General features: G+C 68.9%; 13 protein-coding genes and 1 riboswitch. Of the genes, 9 read left to right on the forward strand and 4 right to left on the reverse strand.

Going from position 1 to position 15,794, the window contains the following annotated elements:
* The first annotated feature begins 67 nt into the window (after positions 1 to 67).
* From K6I33_RS04930 to K6I33_RS04955, 6 genes are all read left to right on the forward strand, one after another.
* Complete coding sequence (locus K6I33_RS04930) at positions 68 to 1,714, forward strand: DEAD/DEAH box helicase (RefSeq protein ID WP_229348448.1); 1,647 nt, start codon at positions 68 to 70, stop codon at positions 1,712 to 1,714.
* A gap of 171 nt (positions 1,715 to 1,885) precedes the next feature.
* Positions 1,886 to 3,076 (forward strand): PP2C family protein-serine/threonine phosphatase, encoded by a 1,191-nt coding sequence (locus K6I33_RS04935; protein WP_374283379.1) that lies wholly within the window; start codon positions 1,886 to 1,888, stop codon positions 3,074 to 3,076.
* A 163-nt stretch (positions 3,077 to 3,239) separates the two neighbouring features.
* A riboswitch (cyclic di-AMP (ydaO/yuaA leader) is annotated at positions 3,240 to 3,408 on the forward strand.
* A gap of 12 nt (positions 3,409 to 3,420) precedes the next feature.
* The gene (locus K6I33_RS04940) at positions 3,421 to 4,629 is read left to right on the forward strand and encodes a M23 family metallopeptidase (protein ID WP_229348449.1); all 1,209 of its coding nucleotides are present in this window, start codon (positions 3,421 to 3,423) and stop codon (positions 4,627 to 4,629) included.
* Between the two features lie 134 nt (positions 4,630 to 4,763).
* Complete coding sequence (locus tag K6I33_RS04945) at positions 4,764 to 6,236, forward strand: MFS transporter (protein WP_308297054.1); 1,473 nt, start codon at positions 4,764 to 4,766, stop codon at positions 6,234 to 6,236.
* 29 nt (positions 6,237 to 6,265) lie between these two features.
* The gene (locus K6I33_RS04950) at positions 6,266 to 7,228 is read left to right on the forward strand and encodes an aldo/keto reductase (protein WP_229348450.1); all 963 of its coding nucleotides are present in this window, start codon (positions 6,266 to 6,268) and stop codon (positions 7,226 to 7,228) included.
* A 74-nt stretch (positions 7,229 to 7,302) separates the two neighbouring features.
* Positions 7,303 to 7,932: a disulfide bond formation protein DsbA gene (locus K6I33_RS04955; RefSeq protein WP_275126631.1), complete on the forward strand. Its 630-nt coding sequence runs from the start codon at positions 7,303 to 7,305 to the stop codon at positions 7,930 to 7,932.
* On the opposite strand, the gene K6I33_RS04960 is transcribed toward K6I33_RS04955, so the two are convergent.
* Complete coding sequence (locus tag K6I33_RS04960; RefSeq protein WP_229348451.1) at positions 7,929 to 8,234, reverse strand: hypothetical protein; 306 nt, start codon at positions 8,232 to 8,234, stop codon at positions 7,929 to 7,931. The genes K6I33_RS04955 and K6I33_RS04960 overlap by 4 nt on opposite strands.
* Positions 8,235 to 8,321: 87 nt before the next feature.
* Here K6I33_RS04960 and K6I33_RS04965 point away from each other — a divergent pair, with 87 nt between their 5' ends.
* Positions 8,322 to 9,335 (forward strand): acetylserotonin O-methyltransferase, encoded by a 1,014-nt coding sequence (locus K6I33_RS04965; protein ID WP_229348452.1) that lies wholly within the window; start codon positions 8,322 to 8,324, stop codon positions 9,333 to 9,335.
* Positions 9,336 to 9,348: 13 nt separating this feature from the next.
* On the opposite strand, the gene K6I33_RS04970 is transcribed toward K6I33_RS04965, so the two are convergent.
* Positions 9,349 to 9,960: a hypothetical protein gene (locus K6I33_RS04970; protein WP_229348453.1), complete on the reverse strand. Its 612-nt coding sequence runs from the start codon at positions 9,958 to 9,960 to the stop codon at positions 9,349 to 9,351.
* Positions 9,961 to 10,044: 84 nt separating this feature from the next.
* On the opposite strand from K6I33_RS04970, the gene K6I33_RS04975 reads away from it, so the two are divergent.
* Positions 10,045 to 10,449 carry a VOC family protein gene (locus K6I33_RS04975; protein WP_229348454.1) on the forward strand — a complete coding sequence of 135 codons (405 nt, stop codon included), beginning with the start codon at positions 10,045 to 10,047 and terminating at the stop codon, positions 10,447 to 10,449.
* Position 10,450: 1 nt separating this feature from the next.
* On the opposite strand, the gene K6I33_RS04980 is transcribed toward K6I33_RS04975, so the two are convergent.
* The gene (locus K6I33_RS04980; RefSeq protein WP_229348455.1) at positions 10,451 to 11,149 is read right to left on the reverse strand and encodes a helix-turn-helix domain-containing protein; all 699 of its coding nucleotides are present in this window, start codon (positions 11,147 to 11,149) and stop codon (positions 10,451 to 10,453) included.
* A 16-nt stretch (positions 11,150 to 11,165) separates the two neighbouring features.
* Entirely contained in the window at positions 11,166 to 14,306 is a 3,141-nt protein-coding gene (locus tag K6I33_RS04985) for a DUF3427 domain-containing protein (RefSeq protein WP_229348456.1), read from the reverse strand.
* A gap of 160 nt (positions 14,307 to 14,466) precedes the next feature.
* Between K6I33_RS04985 and K6I33_RS04990 the strand changes: the two genes are divergently transcribed.
* The gene (locus K6I33_RS04990; RefSeq protein ID WP_229348457.1) at positions 14,467 to 15,552 is read left to right on the forward strand and encodes an MrcB family domain-containing protein; all 1,086 of its coding nucleotides are present in this window, start codon (positions 14,467 to 14,469) and stop codon (positions 15,550 to 15,552) included.
* The last annotated feature ends 242 nt before the right edge of the window (positions 15,553 to 15,794 follow it).

Below are 15,794 nucleotides of genomic sequence, written 5' to 3' on the forward strand. Positions count from 1 at the left end.
CAGGGCCGCCCCGCGATACGAGGTCCCCGAACCGGGCGTGCCACCCCACTGAGGGAAGGTCCCCCGAATGACTCGTTCCGCACGCCCTGCCCGCTCCACGGACGCCCGCTCCGCCGACTCCGCCCGTTCCGGCCGTCCGGCGGGCGCCAATCGCTCCGCACGCCCCGCCCGCTCCCGCGGCGGACGGCAGTCCGGCGGTCGCCCCGCCGAGCCTCTCCAGGGTGACTTCGAGACGCCGGCCGACACGACGCCGGCCCTGCCGGCCGTCGACTCCTTCGCCGAGCTGGACATGCCCGGCGGTCTGCTCTCCACGCTGACCCGCGAGGGCGTCACCGCGCCCTTCCCGATCCAGGCGGCGACCCTTCCCAACTCGCTGGCCGGCCGTGACGTCCTCGGCCGCGGCCGTACGGGCTCGGGCAAGACCCTCGCCTTCGGCCTGGCGCTGCTGGCCCGTACGGCGGGGCGGCGCGCCGAGGCCAAGCGGCCGCTCGCGCTCGTCCTCGTCCCCACCCGTGAGCTGGCCCAGCAGGTCACCGACTCGCTCACCCCGTACGCGACCGCCGTCAACCTGCGGATGGCCACGGTCGTCGGCGGCATGTCCATCGGCAGGCAGGCCCAGACCCTCGCGCGCGGCGCGGAGGTGCTCGTCGCGACGCCGGGCCGGCTCGCGGACCTCATCCAGCGCGGTGACTGCGCGCTGCGCGACGTGGCGATCACGGTCCTGGACGAGGCCGACCAGATGGCCGACATGGGCTTCCTGCCGCAGGTCACCCGGCTGCTGGAGCAGGTCGCCCCGGGCGGTCAGCGGATGCTGTTCTCCGCGACCCTGGACCGCAACGTCGACCGGCTCGTCCGCCGCTTCCTCACCGACCCGGTGACCCACTCCGTCGACGCGTCCGTGGGCGCGGTGGTGACCATGGAGCACCACCTGTTCCACGTCACCGACCAGGACAAGAAGGACGCCGTCAGCCGGGTCGCGGCTCGCGCCGGCCGCGTGATCATGTTCGTGGACACCAAGCGCGGCGCCGACCGGCTGGTGAAGAAGCTGCTGGCCCAGGGCGTAAGGGCCGCCGCGCTGCACGGCGGCAAGAGCCAGCCGCAGCGCAACCGGGTGCTGGAGCAGTTCCGGACCGACCAGGTCACCGCCCTGATCGCGACGAACGTCGCCGCGCGCGGCATCCACATCGAGGGTCTCGACCTCGTCGTCAACATCGACCCGCCGGTCGACCACAAGGACTACCTCCACCGCGGTGGCCGCACCGCCCGCGCGGGTGAGTCCGGCACGGTCGTCACGTTCGTCCTGCCCGAGCAGCGGCGCGAGATGAGCCGCATGATGACCACGGCCCAGATCGCCCCGAACGTCATCAAGACCTACCCGACCGACCCCGAGCTCGCCCGCATCACCGGCGCCCGCGAGCCCAGCGGCGTCCCGGTCGTCATCGCGCCGCCGGCCCCGGCCCAGCCGCAGGGCGGCCAGGGCGGCGACAAGGCGGCCAAGCCGTCGCGCTCGCGCGGCTCCCGCTCCCGTTCCGGCTCGGGTTCCGGTTCGGGTTCCGGTTCCGGCTCGGGCAACGGCGGCGGCCGTCCGTTCCGCGGCTTCGGCGGCAACGGCGGCGAGGGCTCCCGGCGCTCCGGCGGCACCCGTCCGGGCAACGCCGTCGGCCGGTCGCGCCGAGGCGGCGGGGGCGGCGGTCGCCGGCCCGCCGCGTCCTGAGGCTCCGAGCTCCTGAGGCATTGAAGCCTTGAGGTGCCTTGAGGCCCTGAGGCCTTGAGGCCCTGACCGGGCCGGCGTTCCCGAACGGCTCAACCCCGTTCGCCGCTCCGCATCCCAGCCGCAAGGGTGGGACGCGGAGCAAGGAACGTCGGCCGGTCAGGAGAACACACGGTGGGGAAGCGAGACGGGCCGCTGCCCGGACCGGATCCGCTCTGCGAGCCGCTCCCCGGGCGAGGGGCGGTCACGGCCACCCGCTGGCTCCCCGCCGCCGTGATCATCGGCGGCGTCGCCTTCGACGTCCTCACGCCCCCCAAGTACTCCTCCGCCCCCTTCTTCGTCTCCGCGCCCCTCGTCGCCGCCCCGCTCCTCTCCCTCTCCGTCACGCTGCTCACGGCGTTCGCGGCCCTGGCGGCGATGATCACGCTCTCCTTCACGCGCCAGGCGCCGGAGATGGGCGAGTCGGTGACCGAGGTCGTCACCGTCCTGATCGTCGGCGCGCTCGCCGTGGGCATCAACCGCGTCGTATGGCGCGGCAATCGCCGGCTGGCGTCGGTGCGGGGCGTCGCGGAGGCCGCCCAGCGGGCGGTGCTGCCCACGCCCCCGGCCCGGATCGGCGGGCTCCGTGTGGCCGCGCGCTATGTCGCCGCGCAGGCCGACGCCCGGATCGGCGGTGACCTCTACGCGGTGCAGGACACCCCGTACGGCGTCCGCGTCATCGTCGGCGACGTACGGGGCAAGGGGCTCGGCGCGGTGGAGGCGGTCGCGATCCTGATCGGCGCGTTCCGGGAAGCGGCGGAGCAGGAGCGCACGCTGGAGGGGCTGGCGGCGCGGCTGGAGCGCGCGCTGCAACGGGAGGGCACGCGGCGCGCGAACATCGAGCAGGCCGAGGGGTTCACCACCGCCGTCCTGGCCGAGGTCCCACCGGGCGCGGGCGCCCTGCGCATCGTCAACCGCGGTCATCCGCCCCCGCTCCTGCTCCACTGCGACGGCGCCGTCGGGGACACCCACCCCCGGGTGCCCGCCCTGCCGCTGGGGATGGGGGACCTGGGCGTGTGGCCGGACAGGGTGGAGGAGTGGGAGTTCCCGGTGGGGGCGACGCTGCTGCTGTTCACCGACGGGGTCACCGAGGCCAGGGACGCGGCCGGGGCGTTCTACGACCCCCGGCCACGGCTGCACGGCAAGCAGTTCCGCAGCCCCGACGCCCTGCTGGACTCCCTCACGGCGGACGTGGCCCGGCACGCGGGCGGGCGTACGGACGACGACATGGCGCTGCTCGCCATCCGGCGGGTCGACGGCAGGCTGCGTACCGCGCCCATCACCCACAAACGTCCCCAGGTCACCACCCGTACCGTGCGTCTGTAATGCCCTCAGCTCCATAACGACTGACGAACGGTCAGAAGTAAGCGCCTTATAAGGAGCCCCAACGCGCCCGCTGGACTCACCCTTTCGGCTTGGAATCCAGCCGCTCTGTCTATTAACGTTCGATAACGCAGCGCGGTCGTTGCCACCGTCGCAAGGGCGGTGCCGTGCGCTTTCGCCGAATCCCGTGGGCGGAACCGGGGAACCATCATTTGGGGTGAATCGGGCCCGCACGCCGGCCTGTAGGGGACCTTCCTTCTCCGAACCCTCCCCCAGAGCCTGAACGGCCTGGGGGGACCCCCACGCTTAACCCGGTAGGCGAGCAGGAAGGAAAGGAGTCACCCTTCGTGACGTCCAACAGGTCAGACAGCTCCGAGTTCGACGGCAGTTCGTACGACCCTCCGTTCGTCCCTCCGTTCGTCCCCGCCTACATTCCCCCCTACGAGCCGGAACCGGCCCCCGAGGCCTACCGGGCCCCCGGCGCCCCCGCGCAGCGGGCGGCGGCCGGCGAGTGGGCGCCCGGTGAGGAGCACCCGGCGGCCCCCGCCCGCGGCAGGCACCGCGTCGTCAAGCCGCGCGGCGGCACGATGGCGCGCAGCGGAGCGGTGCTCGGCGCCGGAATGATCGCGGCGGTCGGCGCGGGCGGCATGGCCAGCGCCCAGGACCGTCCGCAGGCCCCCATATCCATGCCGGATCTGGCCCAGAGCATTCCGGTCGTCGGCTCGCTCATGGCCGACGGCCATGAACGGGGCGGGCAGCAGGCCTCCGCCGACCGGCAGGCCGCCCCCGTCGAGACGGTGCGCGCCGTCCAGGACACCGCCGACGCCGGTGAGGTGCTCCGGGCCCGCATCCTCCAGCAGGCCGAGCGCCAGCAGGACGCCGCCGAGGCCGAGGCGCAGGCGCGCGTGGCCCAGGCCGCGGCGGAGCAGCACCGCAAGGCGGCGGCGGAGAAGGTCGCGGCGGAGCGGGCGGCGGCCGAGCGGGAGGCGGCGGACGCGAAGGCGGCGACGTACGAGGCCGCGCAGCGGGCCGTGCGGGAGGCGGCCGGCAGCGACACGGCGACGGACGGGTCGGCGACGGACGGGTCGTCCGGCACCCAGGAGCGGCAGGCGACGGGCTCGTCGGGTTCCGCGGAGCGTTCCGCGCACCGTACCGGCGGTGGCTCCTTCACCCTCCCCGTGGCCTCGTACACCCTCACCGCCGGCTTCGGCCAGGCGGGGAACATGTGGTCCGCGAACCACACCGGCGAGGACTTCGCCGCCCCCACGGGCAGTCCGGTGAAGGCGGTCGGCGGCGGCACCGTCACCCAGGCGGGGTGGGCGGGCGCGTACGGCTACCGCGTCGTGCTGACGCTCGACGACGGTACCGAGGTCTGGTACTGCCATTTGTCGTCGATGGTGGTCACGTCCGGCAAGGTCGGCACCGGCACGGTCATCGGCCGGGTCGGCGCGACCGGCAATGTCACCGGCCCGCACCTCCACCTGGAGGTACGGCCGGGCGGCGGCGCGCCGGTGGACCCGCTGTCGTGGCTGCGCGGCAGGGGCTTGGAGCCGTAGGAAGGGAGCCGCGGAGGGTAGGCGGATCGGCCGGTCGGCAAGCCGGGCAGGCCAATCAGGTCATAGCGGCCGGAGAACCTTCCGATATCGGATATCCCGGGAATGTTCTGTGGGCGATCGGGAAATCAGATGACGTGACGACCACCGCGACGATCACCACGTCCGTGCCCGCCCGCCTGGACCGGCTGCCCTGGTCCCGGTGGCATTGGACCGTGGTGATCGGTCTCGGCACGGTCTGGGTCCTGGACGGCCTGGAGGTCACGGTCGTCGGCAATATCGCCGGCCGGCTCTCCGAGCAGGGCAGCGGATTGCCGATCACTTCCGGCGGGGTGACGGGAGTGGCGGCGGCGCTCTATGTGGCGGGAGCCTGTTCCGGCGCGCTCTTCTTCGGTCGGCTGACCGATCTCTTCGGCCGTAAAAGACTCTTCATGGTCACGCTCGCGGTCTATCTGGCCGCGACGGCGCTGACCGCGCTCTCGTATTCGTCCTGGTGGTTCTTCACTTTCCGCTTCGTGACGGGCTTCGGTATCGGCGGTGAGTACGCGGCGATCAACTCCGCCATCGACGAACTGATCCCGGCCGCCTATCGCGGCCGTGTCGACCTCATCATCAACGGCAGTTTCTGGCTCGGCGCCATCGCGGGTTCGTTGCTGTCGATCCTGATGCTCGACACCAGCATCTTCGCCAAGGCCGTCGGCTGGCGGCTGACCTTCGGGCTGGGCGTCGTCCTGGGGCTGGTCATCCTGCTCGTACGCCGCCAGGTGCCCGAGAGTCCGCGGTGGCTGTTCATCCACGGCAGGGCGGAGGAGGCCGAACGGCTCGTCACGTCGATCGAGAAGCGCGTGATCGCCGAGAAGGGCATCGCGCTCCCGCCGGCCAAAGGGCGTATCGCCATCCGGCAGCGCGAGAGCTTCGGATTCCGGGACATCGCCCGCACGGTCTTCTCCGACTACCGCGGCCGGGCCGTGCTGGGCCTCGCCCTCTTCGTCGGCCAGGCGTTCCTCTACAACGCGATCACCTTCGGCTTCGGCGCCATCCTCACCCGCTTCTTCGGCGTCTCCACCTCCCGCACCGGCTATTTCTTCGCCGTCATAGCGGTGGGCAACTTCCTCGGCCCGCTCTTCCTCGGCAAGCTCTTCGACACCCTGGGCCGGCGCATCATGATCTCGTCGACGTACCTCCTGGCCGGGGTCCTGCTCTTCGGCACCGCATGGCTGTTCGGCGCCGGGCACCTGAACGCCGTCACCCTCACCGCCTGCTGGGCGGTGGTCCTCTTCTTCGCCTCGGCGGGTGCCAGCAGCGCCTACCTCACCGTTTCCGAGATCTTCCCGATGGAGACCCGGGCCATGGCCATCGCCTTCTTCTACGCGGTGGGCACGGCGGTGGGCGGCATCAGCGGCCCGCTCCTCTTCTCGGCCCTCACCCAGAGCGGCGTCGTCGCCGACACGGTCGTGGCCTTCTGCCTCGGCGCGAGCCTGATGTGCGTGGGCGGAGTGGTGGCCGCGTTCCTGGCCGTACGGGCGGAAGGCCGCTCGCTGGAGGACATCGCGGCACCCCTGTCCGTCCACCCTCCCGACCCCCTGCCGGCACCGGCGCCCGCGGAATAACGGGCCCGGCAGGGGAGTTGAACCATCGCATGGCTGACAACACGTCTGACAACACGCATCGCACGAGTATCGGCAGTCTCTCCGTCCACCCGCTGAACCTGGGCGGAAACGTCTTCGGCTGGACGGCCGACGAGAAGCGCTCCTTCGCCGTCCTCGACGCCTACGCCGAGGCGGGCGGCAACTTCATCGACACGGCGGACGTCTACTCCGCCTGGGTGCCCGGCAATCGGGGCGGTGAATCCGAGACCATCATCGGCGACTGGCACACCGAGCGCGGCAACCGCGACACGATCGTCATCGCCACCAAGGTGGGCAACGGCGTCCCCGAGCACCGCGGCCTCGCCCCCGCCACCATCAAGGCCGATGTCGAGGCGTCCCTGCGCCGCCTCCGCACGGACCGCATCGACCTCCTCTACACCCACGTGGACGACGAGTCCGTCCCCGTCGAGGACATCGTCACGACCCTGGACGGCCTGGTGAAGGAGGGCAAGGTCCGCGAGATCGCGGCCTCCAACATCTCGCCGGAGCGGCTGCGGGCCTCCCTGGACTTCTCCGACGCCGCCGGCCTGGCCAAGTACGCGGCGATCCAGCCCCACTACAACCTGGTCTCGCGCGACACCTACGAGGGCGAACTCGCCGCCGTCGCCGCCGAGCACGGCCTTGCCGCGATCCCGTACTTCGCCCTGGCCTCGGGCTTCCTGACCGGCAAGTACCGCCCGGGCACGACGGTGGACAGCGCGCGGGCGGGCGGCGCGGCGCACTACCTGGAGACGGAGCGGGGCGTGCGCGTGCTGGCCGCCCTCGACGAGGTGGCCGCGGCCCACGACGCCGAGCTCGCGACCGTGGCCCTGGCCTGGCTCGCGGCCCAGCCGACCGTGGCCACGCCGCTGGCCAGCGCCCGCACGGTCGAGCAACTGCCGCCGCTGCTGGCGGTGGTGGACCTGAAGCTCACGGACGCGGAGCTGGCGAAGCTGACGGAGGCGTCGGCGTAGGACGGGATTGGCCCATGACCGCGGGCAGTAAGTGGCCCTGTCCGGTGGGACAAGGACTCCATAGGCTCGCGGTCATGACAAACAACATCACGAACAACATGACGACCAAGGTGGACTTCTACTTCGACCCCATCTGCCCCTTCGCCTGGATCACATCCCGCTGGATCCTGGAGGTGGAGCGGCACCGCGACCTCGACCTGCGCTTCCGCGTCATGAGCCTGTCCGTGCTCAACGAAGGCCGCGAGGACCTGCCCGAGCGCTACCGCCAACTCCTGGACACCGGCTGGGGCCCGGTCCGGGTGTGCACGGCGGCGGCCCAGGAACACGGCGAACACGTGCTCCGGGACCTCTACACAGCGCTGGGCACCCGAATCCACACGGCTGACCGGGAGGCTACCGCTGAGGTCATCCGCGAGGCCCTCGCCGAGGCGGGCCTGCCGAAGGAACTGGCGGACGCGGCGCACACGACGGACTACGACGAGGCGCTGCGCAAGAGCCACCACGAGGGCATGGACCCGGTAGGCGAGGAAGTGGGCACACCCACGCTGCACGTCGACGGCGTCGCCTTCTTCGGCCCGGTCCTGACCGCGATACCGCGCGGCGAGGACGCCGTCCGGATCTTCGACGGCATACGCCTGCTCACCGGCTACCCCAAGTTCTTCGAACTGAAGCGCACGAGGACGGGCGACCTGGACTTCAGCTAGCGGCGGCTGCTGTTCCGCTCCACGACCCAGGAAGCGAGCGCGACGGTTCCGGCGACCCCGAAGACGGACGGCCAAGCCCCAACCTTCTTGGCCAGCGGATGCGACCCGGCGAAGGCGGCCACGTAGAGCCCGCCGAGCCCGGCGGCGGCCCCGGCGCCGGCGGTGTCCTTCCACTGCTTGGCGGCGAGGGCCCCGGCGGCGGCGAGGGCCACTCCACCGAGGGGCCGCTTTCCGGTCCACCGGGCGATGCCGTAACCGCCGATGAGACCACCGGCGGCCACCAGGGACGTAGGAACTGCCACAGCAACAACCTCCGCATCAAGGGACTCGTCTTAAAGCTAACGCCGGGGGAGGAAGAATCGTCCGCCACCCTGGGCATGAATCGCTGAGTGACCAATGACGACGCGAGCGCGGCTCGAATCATCGACGAAGCCCTCGGCTTCCTCTACCCGGCAGCACTGCGCACGGCGGCTGCCGTAGGCGTGGCGGACCACCTGACGGACGGCCCCCGCACCCCGTCGGACCTGGCGAAGGCGACGGGCACGGACCCCCGCAGCCTCCATCGCGTCCTCCGCCTCCTGGCCACGCGGGGCCTGTTCGAGGAGGACGCGGAGGGCCGCTTCCATCTGACGGAGACGGGCTCGGCACTCCGCTCGGACGCGCCCGTGTCCGTGCGCTCGGCGGTCCTGATGATCACGGACCGGACGTTCTGGCTGCCGGCGGGCGAGATGACGAGGTGCCTGGAGGAAGGCACCTCGGCCTTCGAGGGCATCTTCGGGGTCCCGTTCTTCGACTACTTCACGGGGAACGCGGAGACAGCGGCGATCTTCCACGACGGCATGGCCTCCATGTCCGACGCGGAAAACCAACCGATCGCGGACGCGTACTCGTTCCCGCCTTCGGCCACGGTCGTCGACGTAGGCGGAGGCCACGGCGGCCTCCTCCAATCGGCCCTCCGCAACACCCCGGGCCTCCAGGGCATCCTCTACGACCGGCCCCACGTCCTGGCCGGCCACCGCCTGGACACCCCGGATCTGGCGGGTCGCTGGACCCTGGCCGAAGGCGACTTCTTCACCTCGGCCCCGCCCGGCGACATCTACCTCCTCAAGCGCATCCTCCACGACTGGGACGACACCCAGTCCCGCACGATCCTCCGCAATTGCCGCGAGGCCATGGCGCCGGGCGGCCGGGTCCTGGTCATCGACGCGGTGATCCCCCAGGACAACGCTCCTCACCAGGGCAAGACGCTGGACCTGTTGATGATGGCGTCGTTGGTGGGCCGGGAACGCACGGAGCGGGAATTCAAGGACCTGTTCGCGGAGGCGGGCCTTCACCTCTCCCGGATCATCCCGACGGGCACGGTGCTGTCGATCGTGGAGGCCGTGGCGGCAACGGACGCATAACGGGCTGGGAAACCTACGACCGAAAACCGATGATCCCGAACCCAGGCCGGGCCTCGGCATGCCGCAGCCACCCGATGACGTCCATGACCGCGTCGACGACCTCGGGCTCCAGCGGCGGGGCGTGCCCCTTCCGCTTGGTCTCCTCGAACTGCTCCAAGGCCTTGGCGCACTGCTCCGGGGTCCACTCCCCACACCCCGGCGCCTCGTACGGCCGCGGCAGGGGCTTCGGCACATCGCCGTAGCTGAAGTCCTCCACGGAAACCGCCGTGATCCCGAGGGCCCGCAGCCCGTCGTCGACCACCGACAGCCAACTGCCCCGGAAGGGAGAGAAGGAGGAGTTGTCGAGGAAGGAACCGGTGAGCTCGCAGAGCCGCTTGTACGCGTACCCGTACTGAAAGGCGTGCCCCTCGTCCTCACTGAACGGCCCGCCGTTGACGACGGCCTCCAACGCCTCGTACGCCGTGGGCGCGCCGTCCTCTATCGCATCCGAGAACCAGTCGTCGGCACGCGCCAGGTCGTCGGCGAAGTCGTCACGGATGACCTGAAGCAATTGCTCGTCACGCGAACCAACCAGGGCGCGAGTCTTGGCAGGGTCCAGCAGATACACACTCAGTCCCGAACTCATGTGCCTGAACCTAGCGGTGACCACTGACAACGCCGTCCGTTTCCTTCAAGACCCAGCGCTATGCCCCTCTCTAAGCTCCCGGGCATGAGCACATCACCAACCCCCGCATTCCACTCCGTGGGCCTCGTCGTCTCCGACCTCACCGCGTCCCTCGCCTTCTACCGACGCCTCGGGATCGAGTTCCCCGAAGGCTCCGAGGACCAGCCGCACGTGGAGGCCGTCCTGCCGGGCGGCCTGCGCCTCCTCCTCGACCCCGAGAGCACCGTCCGCTCCTTCCACCCGGCGTGGCGCCCGCCGACAGGCGGCAGCCGCATGGGTCTGGCATTCCGATGCGAGGGACCCGAGCACGTCGACGCGGTGTACGAGGACCTGGTCGCCGCCGGGTATCACGGTGAGCTGAAGCCGTGGGACGCCTTCTGGGGCCAGCGCTACGCCGTGGTGCACGACCCGGACGGCAACGGCGTCGACCTCTTCGCACCCTTGGCGTGAGCTACTGCCGCACCAGCCCGGACAGCGGCTCTCCCGTCAGCTCCCGTACATCACGCGCCAGATGAGCCTGATCTGCGAAGCCGGCCCGGGCGGCCGTCTCCGCGAAGGGCACCCCGGAACGAGCCAGGGCGAGAGCGCGCTGCAGACGGAGGATCCGGGCCAGGGTCTTGGGCCCGTAGCCGAATGCATTCAGGGCAAGCCGATGGAGCCGCCGCGCACCGAGCCCCACCGATTCGGCAGTCGCCGCGACGGACCGGCCAGCAGCCAGGGACGCCACGACCGCCCGCAGAAGCGGATCAGGAGGCGGCGAGTCGGCCGCGAAACGCAACGCCAGCTCCTCAAGCGCGGCGGCCGGATCGGCCGCCGCGTCAACGCCCTCCGTGAAGTGGCGTACTTCGTCGGCAGCCGACCAGATGTCGGCGAGCTCCACACGCCGATCCCGCAACTCATTCGCGGGCACGCCGAGCAGGGCGGGGGCGGTACCCGGATGGAAGCGGATACCAGCCCAGGGACCTTGCGCGCCGAGGCCAGGACGGTACGCCCGGGTATCAGGCCCGGCGACAAGAAGCCTGCCCTCGGTCCACAGCAGATCCATGCAGCCATCAGGCAACACGGTCACGGCTTCGCCGCCCTCCGCGCCCCGCGTCCACACCACGGCGTGCGGCAGCCGGGAGGCGCGTTCTGCGTACTCGGCGGCCACGCCACGAAGGGCCGGTTCAGCTGGCGGCAATGGCGGAGTACGTCCATACATCAGCCGGCATCTCGTGCCTGAGCTTCCAGGTGATGGCCATGGGGTTACTTCCCTTGTGGGAGGCGTACTCGCCAGGGCCCAGCAACATCCACGGTTGTGCACCACCTATGTCGTTCTTCTTGTACCGGCGTACGAACAAGAAGACGTCAGAGCCGTTCTCCCTGTGGTTCTGGTACCGCATACCTGTGCGTGAGGTGCTGGACGTCTGGTTCTGAGACTCCCAGTGGAAGAGCTCAGGACTCAGTGCGTAGTCCTTGTATCGGGTTTCCGGGGAGAAGTCCTTTTCATCCTTTTCGAGGGTGATGAGCAGCGCATCGATCTTTGCGCTTTCGCACCACTTCACGCCCTCGCGGAAGTGCCCGGGGAGGAACCCACCCACGCTTGCTTGACCGAGCGCGGGCAGGATCTCTTCCCTGCTGTAGGAGGCGTGGACGGTGAGCGGGATGTCAGCCTGCGCCCCCACCAACTGCACGGGGAGGTGCTCCGTGTGAGCCAGGTTGTGGCTCAGTACCTGCCGGAGTTCACTCCGGAAGTCGACCTGCTTGGCCAGCGCTTGGAAGCCTTCGTCGTATGAGGTGAAGTTTCCACCCAGCGGCCACAGGGAGAAGAAGAGCATCCTGGCGTACGCCTGGCCCTGCTGGTCGAGGGAGTCGTACGCCGGAACGTTGTCCTCAAGCATCTGGCTGTACGCAGCCACGCGAGCAGGGTCATCGACGTGGAGGAAGGCGGAGACGCGCTTGAGTAGAGCCTCTTCACCGTCCGGTCCAACCTCGGGCAGGAAGCGGGCCCGGCGCAGCAGACGTGTCCAGGAGTTATTGGCGCGGTAGAGCTCCTTAAGCTCACGCTGGCTCTCACGGAGATAGCCGGAGAGCGTCGGTTCCGCGTACGCGGCGACCTCGCGTGTCAGCTGCGTGACATTGACACCGATCTGGTTCTTGATGTTCTCAAGGATCCGTTTCTTCGACTTCCGGTCGAGCACGATCTGGCACCCGGACGGGAGGAGCGGGAAGTCTTGCTCCATGTTGTCGACCAGGCGCTTACGGGTCAGGTTGGTGAGCGCCCGGAATTGCTCCTCGAAACGGAACTCCTTGCGGTGCTGCCCGATGAAGTCGAGGACGGTGAGCACGGCCTTGTTGGGGGTCCGTCGGAGGCCGCGGCCGAGCTGCTGGAGGAAGACGGTGGCGCTGGAGGTCGGCCGGAGCAGGAGGAGGGTGTCGACATCAGGGATGTCCAGCCCCTCGTTGAACAGATCGACTGAGAAGAGGACCTGGAGCTTGCCCTCACGCAGATCAGTCAGCGCCTGGGCGCGCTCTGCCGCGGGAGTAGAGGCATCGAGGGCCTTAGCGTTGAGCCCAGCTTGCTGGAAGAAGTCGGCCATGAAACGGGCGTGCGCGACGGACACACAGAAGCCCAGGGCCCGCATGGAGCCAGGGTCGGTCACCTTGTCCTGCACGGCCTTGACGACCAGGCGCGCCCGAGCATGGTTTCCGGTGAACAGTTTGTCGAGCTCACCGGTGTCGTAGGCACCACGCTTCCACGTCAGGCCTTCCAGGTCCACGCTGTCAGCGATCCCGAAGTAGTGGAAGGGGCTCAGAAGGTCGTTCTCCAGTGCTTCCCACAGACGCATTTCGGCGGCGATACGACCGTCGAAGAACTCGTCTTGGACGTTCTGCCCGTCCATGCGCTCAGGGGTGGCAGTCAGCCCAAGGAACTCTGCGGGCGCGAAGTGGTCGATGATGCGCCGGTAGGTCCGCGAGGCGCTGTGGTGGAACTCGTCGATGACGATCACATCGAAGTGATCAGGGGCAAAGCGCTCGAGCGAGCGCTCATGCAGGGACTGAACACTGGCGAAGACATGGGTCCAGTGCTCCGGAACGTCACCGTCGACCAGCAACTCGCCGAAGTTCGCGTCGTTCAGCACGTGCTGGTACGTGAGAAGCGACTGCTTCAGGATCTCTTTGCGGTGGGCGACGAAAAGGAGCTTGAGGTCACCGTTCTGAAGCTTCGCTCGCAGCGCTCGGTAGTCGAGGGCCGCCATCACGGTCTTGCCAGTGCCTGTCGCTGCGACGAGGAGGTTGCGGTGACGATCGTGGATGTCGCGCTCGACCTGGAGTCGCTCCAGCATGTCCTTCTGATGGGGGTACGGGCGCACTTCAAGCCCAGACAAGGTGATGCTGGGCCTGGTTCCCCCTCCTTTACCGCCCGCTTCCAGCAGTGCAGCGTCAAGCCGCTCGCCGTCCCTGTCGGGGTCGTACGGCTCAAATGCTGCGTCGCTCCAGTAGGCGTCGAAGGTCGCCTCGAACTTCTTGAGAACTGCCGGAGTGGCCACAGACGACAGACGGACGTTCCACTCCAGGCCGTCGAGGAGAGCCGTCCGTGAGAGGTTGGAGCTGCCCACGTAGGCGGTGTCGTACCCGCTGTTGCGGCGGATGAGCCAGGCCTTCGCATGGAGACGGGTGGACCGCAGCTCGTAGTTGACCTTGACCTCTGCGTTGAAGTCCTTGACCAGCCGATCCAGCGCTTTCCGTTCGGTGGCTCCGATGTAGGTAGTGGTGATGACGCGGATGGGCACGCCACGGGCAGCCGCTTCCTTGAGGGAGTCCTCGAGCACACGCAGACCGTGCCACTTCACGAACGCACAGAGGAGGTCAACACGGTCTGCGGTGGCGAGCTCGGCGCGTAGCTCAAATCCAAGGTTGGGATCTTCGGGCGAATTGGTGAGCAGGGCCGTGTCTGACAGGGGCGTTGCAGGCCGGATGCTGTAGGCGCCCGGTGCTTCCTGCTCAGCGATGGCAAGCAACTGGCGCGGGCCATCTGCGATCACCTCAACCCACTGCTTGGCTCCCTCGATGCTGCCCATGGACTCGAGGATGTGGTTTGCCGCCAAGACCTGCTCGGACGCCGGCAGTGAGGCAAGGATCTGGTGGACGGTTTGGGCGATGTGGCGGGCCAAGACGTGGGGAGAGGAGTGCTCACCCACCGGCTGGGCTGTGGACTTCCAGCCGTTGGCCTCGAGCGTCTGCAGATGCCCTTCGAGGCGCGAGGTGATCAGCTGCTCGTACAGGCCGGGTACCGGCGTTGGTTGGCTGCCGAAGTGATCACTCATGGCTGTCCCCCTCGTCTCCCCAACTGATGTGGATGTTCTATCAGCGGGGTGTGACAGCGGGCCGTGATGGCACGTCGGAGGAGGGGGCCTTCATGCCTAGACACGTCTGAAAGGTGCCTGTTGGTGACAGATATTGATCGCCTCTAGGTAGTGTCCGGCCATGGACATCTGCGATCTGCTCGAAGAGATAGCTGGGACCTACGAACAGCAACTTGGGACCGGGGGAGGGGTCTATGCCCAGGATCTCCTGCGCCAGGTGTCCTCGCTGGTTGAGCAAGCCATCCCGGCCAGTTGCAGGGCGCAGGGTTACGGGGGGAAGGGCAGCGCCGCGCTCACGCCCTGGATTGGCGTGTTTGATCCAGACATCACTGAGGACCCCAAGGAAGGCCTCTACCTGGCCTACATCTTCGCGGCTGACCTCAAGTCCGTGACGCTCACGCTCCAGCAGGGCGTAACGAAGCTGGCAAGCAAGTACGGCGATGGGGAGAAGCTTCGTGACTACCTCGGTACCCGGGGCAAGGAGCTGTTCCACCGGCTCCCGACCGAGCTCGTAACTGACTGGGAGGGCAGCCCGTCGTTCAACACCGCGGCTGATCGACCGCGGGCCTACGAGGCAGGCAGCGTCGTGGCACGACGCTATGAGATCAGTGCCCTGCCGGCCGAGGGTGTCTTGCGTAATGACCTGTGGCACGCCGTGGAGATCCTGCGGGCCGCAGCTGGGGTCGAGCAGAGCGTCTCGGTTGATCCTGCGCCTGAGGGCTTTGTGGCGGGCTACGTGCCGGAAAAGCACATTGAGCCCGGTGGGCTTGAGGGTTTCCAGCCCAAGGACGGCAGCGACTACATCGCCCGTATTGCTGAGCGGACGATCATCAAGTCACGTAGCCATGAGGTGCTGGTCGAGCAGTTTGGGAACTACGCCGAGGGGCGCGGGTTCGTGCCAATCACGAAGAAGCAGCACCCCAAGGACCTGATCCTCCGCAGGGATGGGGTGGAGTGGTTGGTGGAAGCCAAGACCATCAAGCGCAACAACCCGACCTCGGCCGTACGCGAAGCAGTGGGGCAGCTCCTTGAGTACAGCCACTTCCTGTATGAGCAGCCGACGAGGCCTCACCTCCTCGCGCTGTTCACCGAGGACATCAAGGTGTTTGCGCCTTACCTGGAAGAGCTGAAGATCGCCTCGATCTGGCGGACCCCTGAAGGTTGGGCAGGTTCATCATCGGCCGTTGCCTGGGGATTGGTCGACTAGGAGAAACGATCCCTCGTTAGGCCCATACGGTCTTATGGGCCTTTGCGCAGCGCAAACCATCGCTGAACAGAGCTCAGGGTGGAGGTCTGCGCTGCTGCCCGCGCCCCTCAGCGGTGCTGTCCCGGGGCCTGTCCCCACGCCGGGCTCGGGCTGGCGGTCGGGGGCGTAGGCGCGCTCCAGCCCTGCCCCGGGCTCGGCATCCCCCACGGCTGTACAGGCACTGCCCCCGCGAACGGCCGGGC

Origin of the sequence: Streptomyces sp. UNOB3_S3 (assembly GCF_020740895.1) — a bacterium.
Lineage (GTDB): Bacteria > Actinomycetota > Actinomycetes > Streptomycetales > Streptomycetaceae > Streptomyces.